Below are 10,305 nucleotides of genomic sequence, written 5' to 3'. Positions count from 1 at the left end.
GCTTCGGCTATTCCGCCCGGCGCCTCATCCTCATCCCTGAGTTCGATGCCCGACCGTCCCGTCGTCACCCGTATCGCCCCCTCGCCCACCGGCTCCATGCACATTGGCACTGCGCGAACGGCGTTGTTCAACTGGCTGTATGCGCGCCACACCGGCGGCAAATTCCTGCTGCGCATCGAAGACACCGATCGCGAGCGGTCAACCCAAGACGCCGTCCAGGTGATTTTCGACGGCCTGGCGTGGCTGGGGCTCGAGCCCGACAGCCCGGCGGTGTTCCAGGCCGCCCGCGCCGACCTGCATCGCCAAGCGGTCGATGACCTGCTGGAGCGCGGCGCGGCCTACCGCTGCTACATGACTGTCGACGAGGTTACAGCCGAACGAGAAAAGGCCCGCGCGGAGGGGCGCGCTATCCGCTCTCCCTGGCGGGAACGGGCCGCAGAGCCCGGCGACAACCGGCCCCACGTGATCCGTTTCAGGGGTCCGGCCGAGGGCGAGACGATCGTGCAGGACCTGGTCAAGGGGCCGGTGACGTTCCGCAACCGCGAGCTAGATGACCTAATCCTGCTGCGTTCCGACGGCGCGCCCACCTACAACCTGGCCGTGGGCGTCGACGACCACGACATGGGGATCACCCAGGTGATCCGTGGCGACGACCCCCAGAACAACGCCGCGCGCCAGACCCTGATCTACCATGGCCTCGGTTGGGAGACGCCGGTGTGGGCGCATCTGCCGATGATCCATGGCCCCGATGGATCAAAGCTTTCGAAGCGCCACGGGGCCCAGGCGGTGGGCGAGTTCGCCGAGATGGGCTACCTCCCGGAGGCCATGCGCAACTACCTGGCGCGGTTGGGCTGGGGCCACGGCGACGACGAGATCTTCTCCGACGAGCAGGCGATCTCCTGGTTCGACGTCGCCGACGTGGTCAGCGCGCCGGCTCGTCTGGACTGGGCGAAACTCAACCACATCAACAACCACTACATCCGCCAAGCCGAGGTCGTGCGCCTGAGCAGCATGGTGGCCACGCTGCATGAGGGCCGAGGCCTGACCTTGAGCGCAGAGGATCGCGAAACGCTGCAACGGACAGTGCCGCTGGTGCGTGACGGCGCCAAGACGCTGCTGGAACTCGCCGACCTGACCGCTTTCGTCTTGCATCGCCGGCCGCTGGAATTGCCGGAGAAGGCGCTCGCCATGCTCAACGACGAGACCCGTGCGCGTCTTGGCCGGCTGGCCACCGCGCTGACCGGCGTCGCCGAATGGGAACCCGCGCACCTCGAGCCCGCGATCCGCGCCTTCGCCGAAGCCGAGGGCGTTGGGATCGGAAAATTCGGGCCTGCGCTGCGCGCCACATTATCGGGCGGATCGCCTGCCCCTGACCTCGCCGGCGCGCTTAGCGCGCTTGGTCGGACCGAAAGCCTGGCGCGGATCGACGATGCGCTTTCCCCACGGGCCTAACGCGCTATAAGCGCGACAAAGAGACGTTAATTTCTCATCTCGAGAGGGGATGGCATGGGCGACACGGCGAAGCTGGACCTAGGCGGAAAAACGGTGGAACTCCCGGTGCTTCACGGCACCCTCGGCCCGGACGTGGTCGACGTGCGCAAGCTGTACGCCGAGACCGATGTCTTCACGTACGACCCCGGCTTCACCTCGACGGCCAGTTGCGAAAGCAAGATCACCTACATCGACGGCGACGCGGGCGTATTGCTTCACCGCGGCTACCCGATCGACGAACTGGCCGAGAACTCCAACTTCCTCGAGACCTGCTACCTGCTGCTGCATGGCGAGCTGCCGAAGGGGCCCGAGGCGGCCGACTTCGAACATACGATCACCTACCACACGATGCTGCACGAGCAGTTCGACCGGTTCGTCCAGGGCTTCCGCCGCGACGCCCACCCGATGGCGATCATGGTCGGCGCGGTCGGCGCGCTTTCCGCCTTCTATCACGACAGCACCAACGTCGATGATCCGTCCCAACGGATGATCTCGTCGCACCGTCTGATCGCCAAGATGCCGACGATCGCCGCACGGGCGTTCAAATACTCCCAGGGCCAGCCGTTCGTGCATCCTCGCAACGATCTGTCCTACGCCGAGAACTTCCTGCGCATGTGCTTCTCGGTGCCGGCGGAGGACTGGAAGCCCAACCCCGTGCTGACGCGGGCCATGGACCGGATCTTCATCCTCCACGCCGACCACGAGCAGAACGCCTCCACCTCGACGGTGCGGCTGGCCGGCTCCTCGGGCGCCAATCCCTTCGCCTGCATCGCGGCCGGCATCGCCTGCCTGTGGGGCCCGGCGCACGGCGGCGCCAACGAAGAAGCGCTGAACATGCTCAAGGAGATCGGCACCGTCGATCGCATCCCCGAGTACGTCCAGGGGGTGAAGGATCGCCGCTACCGCCTGATGGGCTTCGGTCACCGGGTCTACAAAAACTACGATCCCCGCGCGAAGGTCATGCAGAAGACCTGCCACGAGGTGCTGGCGGAAGTCGGCAACGCCGACGATCCGTTGCTCAAGGTGGCGATGGAGCTGGAGCGCATCGCGCTGAGCGACGAGTATTTCGTCGAGCGCAAGCTGTACCCGAACGTCGACTTCTACTCCGGCATCACCCTGCGCGCCCTGGGCTTCCCGGCGGAGATGTTCACCGTGCTGTTCGCGGTGGCGCGCACCGTCGGCTGGATCGCGCAGTGGAAGGAAATGATCGAGGACCCGTCGCAGAAGATCGGCCGTCCGCGGCAGATCTACACCGGCGAACCGCAGCGCGCGTTCACGCCCGTCCACAAGCGCGGATAAGGCTCGAATCCAGCGTCCGCGCCGCTCAGGCGGCGCGGCGTTCGGCGAGCAGCTTCAGCACAGCATCGGCGGCGGCTTCCGATGGATCGGGGCCGCCCCGGCCCATGGCGTCCAGCGCCTTGAACTGGGCGTCGACCTGACGGCGACGCAGGTCCGGATCGGCCAGTCTGGCCTCCAGCGCTGCGGCCAGCTTTTCTCCCGTACATTCGTCCTGGACGAACTCCGGCGCCGCGAACGCCCCCGCAGCGATGTTGAACAGGCTGATGTAGGGCGTCCTGATCAGTCGCTTCAGGACGGCATGGGTCATCGGGCCCAACCGGTAGCCGACCACCATCGGGCATCCCGCCAGAGCCAGCTCCGTGGTCACCGTGCCGCTGCAGGCGAGCGCCAGATCGGCCGCACGCATGGCGTCACGCTTGGCCTGTTCGCCTTCGACCACGTGGGCGCGATGCGGCCAGCCGGCGACACGCGCCTTCACCTCATCAGCCACGGTGGAGGCGGCGGCCACCAGCACGTGCAGGTCCGGTCGCCGCGCCTTGAGGATATTCACCGCGTCTTCGAACGCCGGCGTGACCCGCGCGATCTCTCCCGGGCGGCTACCCGGCAGGACCAGCAGGACCGGGTCGCCAGGCGCCGCGCCGATCTCGCGGCGTAGTCGCTCGGGGTCTGCGCCGGAGAAATCCAGAGCCAGGGCGGAGTTGCCTACGAACGTCACTGCGAGGCCTTCCCGCTCGAAATACGGGGCGTCGAAAGCGTTGATGCTCAGCAGGTGATCGACGACGCCAGCCAGGGTGCGCGCCCTGCCCGCTCGCCAGGCCCACACCTGCGGCCCCACGTACTTGATCAGCGGTAGCTTCGGTTCGGCGCGGCGCAGGCCTTGGGCCACCCGCAGGGTGAAGCCCCAGGAATCGATCAGCACCACCACGTCAGGGCGTTCGGCTCTGGCGAGCGCCACGGTTTCGCGCACGCGCCGTATGATGCGCCGATAGGCGAGCACGCCCTCGAACACGCCGAGGATCGACAGTTCGGCGATGTCAAAGGGACTGCGTACCCCGGCCTGCGCCATTCGCGCGCCGCCGACGCCCACGAAGCGGACCTGATCGCCCAACCGCGCCCGCAGCGCATTGGCGAGGCCCGCGCCGCGATCATCGCCGGACGCCTCGGCGGCGACCAGCATCACGCAGAGCGGCGAGCTCACGCGCTCAGCGGCTCCACGCCGAAGATGAACACGCCAAGCTCGTCAGCCAGTGCGATGACCTCTTCGCGGTCCAGCACCAGCAGATGCCCCGCCTCGCCCACGACGCCCGCCAACCCCGCACGGGCGGCCGCCTGGACGGTGCCGAGCCCGATGGTTGGCAGATCGACGCGGGCCTCCTGCGCGGGCTTGGGAGCCTTGGCCAGCACGCCTCGCGCAGCGCCTGGGCCTCCCCGGATCGCAGGCGGTAGTTGGGCGACGCGCGCCAGCATCGCGTCGGTGCCCTCTTGGGCCTCGACAGCCAGCACCAGGCCGTCGCAGACCACACACCCCTGACCGACGTCCATCCGTCCCACTTCACGCGCCACGTGCAGGGCGCGCTGGGCGTCCAGCAACTGGGCCTCGTCGGGAACGACGGCGCCCAGCGGGCCAGCGCCCAGGGTCAGGTCGTCCATCACCTGGTGGGCGCCCTCGACGGCGAAACCTTCCTTCTCGAAAGCGCCGACCACGAAGCGCAGCAGGGCGTCATCGCCCTTGCGCGCTGCGGCGATCGCGCCTGGCAGGTACATCAGCCCGCGCCAGTCAGGCTTCAGGTCGCGGAAGTCCGGGCGGCTCACGGCGCCGGCCATGCAAACGCTTTCCACGCCGGCGCGCCGCAGGCCCTCGAAGCACTTACCGAACTCGGCCAGGCCCACGTCCGCGCCCGGATACTCGGCCAGCGCGGGACCTGCGAAACCCTTCAGGCGCATGACGAACAGCGGGCGACCCGCCTGTTCGCAGTGTTCTGCGATCTCCACCGGCAGTCCTCCGCCGCCGGCGATCAGTCCGAGCTTGCGCATGGGCTACTCCTCGCGTTCTGGCAGGCAGAGAGGACGCGTGGCGTCCTCGCGGATGAAGTCGATGATCTCCATGACCGGCGCGCTGTGTCCAAAGGCGCGCTCGGCGTCGTCGATCCGCTCCTGGAAGGTGCCTTCGTCGGCGAACAGCGACCGATAGGCGGTGCGCAGTTCCGAGACCGTCTCGCGCGAGAAGTTGCGCCGCTTCAGACCGACCAGGTTCAGCCCCTCCAGGTGGGCGTGGTTGCCCCACACCATGCCGTAGGGGATCACATCCTTGGTCACCGCCGCCAGTCCACCGATGAACGAATAGCGGCCGATGCGGCAATGCTGGTGGACGGCGGCCAGGCCGCTGACCATCACGAAGTCGCCGACCCGCACATGCCCGCCCAGCGTGCCCGAGTGGGCGAGGATCACATTGTCGCCCACCAGGCAGTCGTGCCCGACATGGCTGCTGGCCATGTACATGCCGTCGTCGCCGACCACGGTGCGCCCGGCGCCGTCGACGGTGCCGATGTGCATGGTCACATGCTCCCAGATCCGGTTGCGGTCGCCGATAATCAGTTCGGTGGGCTCGCCGCGATAACCGTTGTGGTGTGGCGGGCCGCCCAGATTGGTGAAGTTGCGGACCATGCAGTCCTCGCCGATCCGCGTGTGGCCCTCGACCACGACGTGGGCCAGCAGACGACTGCGCGCGCCTATGCGCACGTTCTCGCCGACGATCGAAAAAGGACCGATCGAAACCCCGTCCGCGAGCTCGGCGCCCGGCGCGACGATGGCGGTGGGATGGACGTCGACGCTCACTGGGTCTCCACCACCATGGCTGCGAATTCCGCCTCCGCGGCGATCTTGTCGCCGACCATCGCCTGGCCGCGGAATTTGAACAGGTCTCCGCGCGCACGCAGGACCTCGACGACCAGGCGCAGCGTGTGGCCGGGCCGCACGGGATTGCGGAAGCGGCAATTGTCCAGCGAGACGAAGAAGATGGTCTTGCCCGCCACATCGACATTCAGCGACTTCGACATCAGCACGGCGCCCGTCTGGGCCAGCGCCTCGACGATCAGCACGCCCGGCATCACCGGATAGTCCGGGAAGTGGCCGATGAAGAACGGTTCGTTGATCGTCACGCTCTTGATGCCGACAATCGACTTGTGCGGCTGATAGTCCTCCGCCCGATCGACCAGCAGGAAGGGATAGCGATGCGGGATTCGCTTCAGGACTTCCGTGATGTCGATCTCGGTCGGATTGTCGACGACCGGCGCCTTACGGCTCATTCACCCGCTCCCTCGCTTCGGCGGATGGCCATCCGGGAGACCCAGGCGCTCTCGCGCATCCAGCGCCGCAACGGACGCGCGGGCGAGCCGCCCCAGGTTTCACCGGCCGGAACGTCCTTCATCACGCCCGAGGCCGCCGCGATGCGAGCGCCGTCGCCGATGAGTACGTGATCCGCCACCCCGGCTCGGCCGCCGAACTGGACGCCGTCGCCGATCACCACGCTGCCGGAGATTCCGGTGTGCGCGGCCATGGCGCAGTTGCGCCCTATGCGCACGTTGTGGGCGATCTGTACAAGGTTGTCGATCTTGGTGTTCTCGCCGATCACCGTGTCCTCGAACGCGCCGCGGTCGATGCAGCTGTTCGCGCCCACCGAAACGCCGTCCTGAATGATAACGCGGCCGAGCTGGGGGATGTCGATCAGGCCTTCCGCGCCAGCCGCCGCGCCGAAGCCGGGATCGCCGATCACGGCGCCCGAATGGATACGCACCCGATCGCCCATCAGGCAGAAGCCGATCACCGCACGAGCCGCGATCTGGCAGTCGCGGCCGATGGTGACGCCCGCGCCGATCACCGCCCCCGCCCCGATCGTCGTGCCACGCCCGACGCGCACGCCCGGGCCGAGGACGACCCCGGCGGCCAGCACCACGCCGTCCTCCAGGATCACGTCCGCGGCGATCGTCGCCCCCGGCTCAGCGCTGCGCGCCCGATGCAGCAGTTGGGCGGCGCGCGCATAGGCCGCCTGCGGCGCGCGCGTCACCAGGGCCACGCATCCGGGGGGCGCCTGATCTGCGTACTGGGCGTCGATGAAGCAGGCCCCGGCGCGCGCGTCCTGAAGCTCCAGCAGATGTCGACGATGGGCCAGGAAGGTCACCGTTCGAGGATCGGCGGAACCCAGCACGGCGACGCCGTCGACCGTGCGCTCGCCGGCCGTGGGATCGGTGAGCACCGCGCCAACGGCCTTCGCGAGCTCGGCCATCGTGAGCGGGCCAAGGGCGTCGTAGAAGCGCGGATCAGGCATGAGTCCCCACGAGCTGGATGCGCCTACAAGACGCCCTCAAGCCGAGACAAGGCAAGGCGGCGACCTCCTTCGGCCACCGCCCGGGGAAATCAGCGTGCGCCGGCGGCGGGCTGGGCCTGGTCGAGGCGTTCGCGGTCGAAGGCGAACTGAGTGATCTTGGCGTTGAGCGCAGCAACGACCTGCGGAGTCACGTCCATCGCCGGATTGGCGATCACCACGGCCGAGCGCTGCAGCAGCAGCGAGCACTGACGCTGCTGGTAGATCTGACGGATCAGCGGCTCCAGTTCCTGACCGACGCGAGCGATGGCCTTCTGCTCGGTGGCCGAGACCTCGCGGTCGCGCTGCTGGGCCTTGCGTTGCAGGGCGTTGGCGCGGACTTGCAGGTCCGAGGCGCGCTTCTCGAGCGCGCTCTGGTCGAGCGTGGTGCGTTGGCCGTCGAGCGTCTTCGCTTCGTTGTCGATCGTGGTCTTTTCGGCGCCGAGTTCGGCGTTCACTTGGGCGACGATCTGTTGCATGCGCGTGTCGACGTACTTGCCGACTGTCGAGCCGCCGATGGCCGCTTCGATCGAGACCACGCAGACGTTGGCCAGCGCCGGGCCGTGGGTAACCGCAGGTGCGGCGGCGGGAGCCGCGGCGGGGCGCGCTGGCGCCGCGGCCTGCGCGAGCGCGACGCTCGCGGTGGTGAGGCTCAATGTAACGGCGCACGCCGAGACGGCGAAGGTGTTGAAGTTCATGATTATTGGAACCTGGTTGAGGTGGAGAACCGGAAGGTTTCGGTCTTGTCGTAAGGCTCTTTGGCCAAAACTTGGCTGAAGTCCAAGCGGATCGGACCCATCGGAGACTTCCAGAAGATGCTCAGGCCGGCCGTGGCGCGAAGGGCGAAGTCGTCGGCGATCAGCGGATCAGGCAAACCGCCCAAGGTCAGCTTGTCGCGATCGTCGAGCAGGCCCAGCGAGCCGAAGTCGGAGAACACGGCCGCCTTGATCCCGTACTGCTCGGGAACGAAGGTCGGGATCGTCAGCTCAACGGAGCCGATCGCATAGGCCTTGCCGCCCAGCGCGTCGCTACGCCCGAAGTTGGTGTCGCGCGGGCCGAGGCCGGCCGTCTCGAAACCGCGGAAGCTGGTGCCGCCCTTGTAGAAGCGGTCATTGACCCGGACCGTGTCCCCGCTCCACCCGCCGATGTAGCCGCCGGAGCCGGTTACGCTGAGGATGAAGTCCTTCGTGAACCCGTGATACCAGCCGCCCTCCATCTCGCTGCGGACGTAGTTCACGTCGCCGCCGATGCCGGCGAAATCCTGGCTCACCTGGGTGTAGAAGCCGCGCGTCGGGTTGATCGGATCGTTGCGGCGATCCCAGCGATACGAATAGCCCACCAACGAGGTTAGGAACGACCCGCGCTGCGCGCAAAGCGACAGCGAGACGATCGGCAAGGTCGGGTCGCACAGGAAGTCGTCGATCTGCACGTCGTCCTGACGAAGCGTGTAGCGCAGCGAGCCGCGGGAATTCAGGGTCAGCGGGAAGTTCAGCCGCAGTCCCGCCCCGATGGTCGTGGTCGCATAGGCCGAATAGTCGGTCAGGTCGTACTTGTAGTAGTAGGCGTCAGCGCCAGCCGAGAGGTCGCGCTGCAGGAAGCGCGGCTCGGTGAACGAGAAGTCCACCTGCTGGCGCAGCGAGCCCACGGACACCCGCGCCCGCACATCCTGGCCACGGCCTCGGAAGTTGCGCTCGCTGATGCCCAGGTCCAGCACGAGCTGGTCGACGGAACTGAAGCCGGCGCTGAACGAGAGCTCGCCGGTGGGCTGCTCCTCGACCCGCACCTGCAGCCCGGTCCGGTCGGGCGCCGATCCTGGCGTCTCCTCGATGGTGACGTCCTTGAAGAAGCCCAAGGCGCGGATCTGATTGCGCGAACGGTCGACCAGCGGGCGGTTGTAGGCGTCGCCCTCGGTGACGTTCATCTCGCGACGGATCACGTAGTCCAGGGTGCGGGTGTTGCCGACCACGTCGATGCGGTCGACATAGACGCGCGGTCCCTCGTTGACCTGGAAGCTGACGTCGATCCGCTTGGTCTCGCGGTTCGCCGTGTAGCGCGGACGCACGTCGACGAAGGCGAAGCCGGCCGCGCCAGCCGCGAAGGTCAAGGCGTCGGTCGCCTGTTCGATCTTCTCGTCCTGGTAAAGCTCGCCCTCGCGGATCGGCACGAGCTGCTTCAGCAGGTTGGTGTCGAGCTTCTGCAGCTCGGTGGTCACCTCGACCTTGCCGAACTTGTACTCCGGACCTTCGTCCAGCGTGTAGGTGATGACGAAGCCGTTCTTGTCGGTGGCGAGCTCCGCCACCGCGGAGGCCACGCGGAAATCATAGTAGCCGCGGTTGCGGTAATGCTTGCGCAGCTGCTCCTTGTCGTACTCCAGCCGGTCGGGGTCGTAATTGGTGTTGCTGGAAAAGATCTTGGTCAACGAGCTCTGCTTGGTGACCACGACGTCACGCAGGTCGTTGTCCGAAAAGCCGTGGTTGCCCAGGAAGTTGATGCGCAGCACGCCGCTCTTGGCGCCCTCGTCGATCTTGAAGATCAGGTCGACCCGCTTTTGCGGCAGCTCGATGATCTGCGGCGTCACATTGGCCGACACCCGACCAGAGCGACGATAGAGCTCGACGATCCGCTGCACGTCCGCCTGGGCCTTGGCGCGGGTGAAGATACCGCGCGGGCGCACCTGCACCTCGTCGCGGATCTTGTCTTCCTTCAGGCCCTGATTCCCTTCGAACAGGACCCGATTGATGATCGGGTTCTCGACCACCCGGATGATCAGGTCGCCGGCGCCTTCGACGTCGATCTTCACATCGGAGAACAGGTCCGTGCGGAATAGCGCCTTCAGCGCCAGGTCGATCCGTTCTGGATCGACGGTCTCGCCGACCTGGATCGGCAGATAGGAGATCACCGTGGCAGGCTCGATGCGCTCGTTTCCACGCACGATGATCCGCTGGATCGTCGCCACGCGCTGATCGGCCGCCACAGGCGCAGGCGAATCCGCAACGGCAGGCGGAGTCGGTGCGGCAGGCGGCGGAGCCGGTGCGGCCGGCGCAGCCTGCGCCAGCGCCAACTCTGGCGCGGTGAGTGCGGTCGAGCCGAGCAGCAACGCAAGGCCTGTGGCGAGCGCGGCGCGGCGGGCGCGGGGTCTTTGCATGAATTAAGCC

9 protein-coding genes are annotated in these 10,305 nt (G+C 67.3%); 2 read left to right on the top strand and 7 right to left on the bottom strand.

Features of this window, described 5'->3' with window-relative positions; all coding sequences use genetic code 11:
• The first annotated feature begins 36 nt into the window (after nt 1-36).
• A complete protein-coding gene (gltX, locus tag Q8R27_RS08580; protein ID WP_371134670.1) occupies nt 37-1,452 on the top strand; it encodes a glutamate--tRNA ligase in 1,416 nt (471 codons plus the stop codon).
• Nucleotides 1,453-1,506: 54 nt separating this feature from the next.
• Entirely contained in the window at nt 1,507-2,790 is a 1,284-nt protein-coding gene (gene gltA, locus Q8R27_RS08575) for a citrate synthase (protein ID WP_305698620.1), read from the top strand.
• 25 nt (nt 2,791-2,815) lie between these two features.
• Here gltA and lpxB read toward each other — a convergent pair whose 3' ends face one another.
• The 7 genes from lpxB to bamA all read right to left on the bottom strand — a co-directional run bounded on the left by lpxB (nt 2,816) and on the right by bamA (nt 10,295).
• A complete protein-coding gene (gene lpxB, locus Q8R27_RS08570; RefSeq protein ID WP_305698619.1) occupies nt 2,816-3,988 on the bottom strand; it encodes a lipid-A-disaccharide synthase in 1,173 nt (390 codons plus the stop codon).
• Nucleotides 3,985-4,824: an LpxI family protein gene (locus Q8R27_RS08565; protein ID WP_305593989.1), complete on the bottom strand. Its 840-nt coding sequence runs from the start codon at nt 4,822-4,824 to the stop codon at nt 3,985-3,987. Before Q8R27_RS08565 ends, lpxB begins: the two co-directional genes overlap by 4 nt.
• A 3-nt stretch (nt 4,825-4,827) precedes the next feature.
• Nucleotides 4,828-5,625: an acyl-ACP--UDP-N-acetylglucosamine O-acyltransferase gene (gene lpxA, locus Q8R27_RS08560; RefSeq protein WP_305698618.1), complete on the bottom strand. Its 798-nt coding sequence runs from the start codon at nt 5,623-5,625 to the stop codon at nt 4,828-4,830.
• A complete protein-coding gene (gene fabZ, locus Q8R27_RS08555) occupies nt 5,622-6,095 on the bottom strand; it encodes a 3-hydroxyacyl-ACP dehydratase FabZ (protein WP_305593993.1) in 474 nt (157 codons plus the stop codon). Before fabZ ends, lpxA begins: the two co-directional genes overlap by 4 nt.
• Nucleotides 6,092-7,114 (bottom strand): UDP-3-O-(3-hydroxymyristoyl)glucosamine N-acyltransferase, encoded by a 1,023-nt coding sequence (gene lpxD, locus Q8R27_RS08550; RefSeq protein ID WP_305698617.1) that lies wholly within the window; start codon nt 7,112-7,114, stop codon nt 6,092-6,094. Before lpxD ends, fabZ begins: the two co-directional genes overlap by 4 nt.
• An 89-nt stretch (nt 7,115-7,203) precedes the next feature.
• Entirely contained in the window at nt 7,204-7,848 is a 645-nt protein-coding gene (locus tag Q8R27_RS08545; RefSeq protein ID WP_305698616.1) for an OmpH family outer membrane protein, read from the bottom strand.
• Between the two features lie 2 nt (nt 7,849-7,850).
• Nucleotides 7,851-10,295: an outer membrane protein assembly factor BamA gene (gene bamA, locus Q8R27_RS08540; protein WP_305698615.1), complete on the bottom strand. Its 2,445-nt coding sequence runs from the start codon at nt 10,293-10,295 to the stop codon at nt 7,851-7,853.
• Between the last annotated feature and the right edge of the window lie 10 nt (nt 10,296-10,305).

It is taken from the genome of Phenylobacterium sp. (genome assembly GCF_030697305.1).
GTDB lineage: Bacteria > Pseudomonadota > Alphaproteobacteria > Caulobacterales > Caulobacteraceae > Phenylobacterium.
The sequence above is the reverse complement of the archived record's forward strand: the minus strand, read 5'-3'. Positions and strand labels throughout refer to the sequence as shown.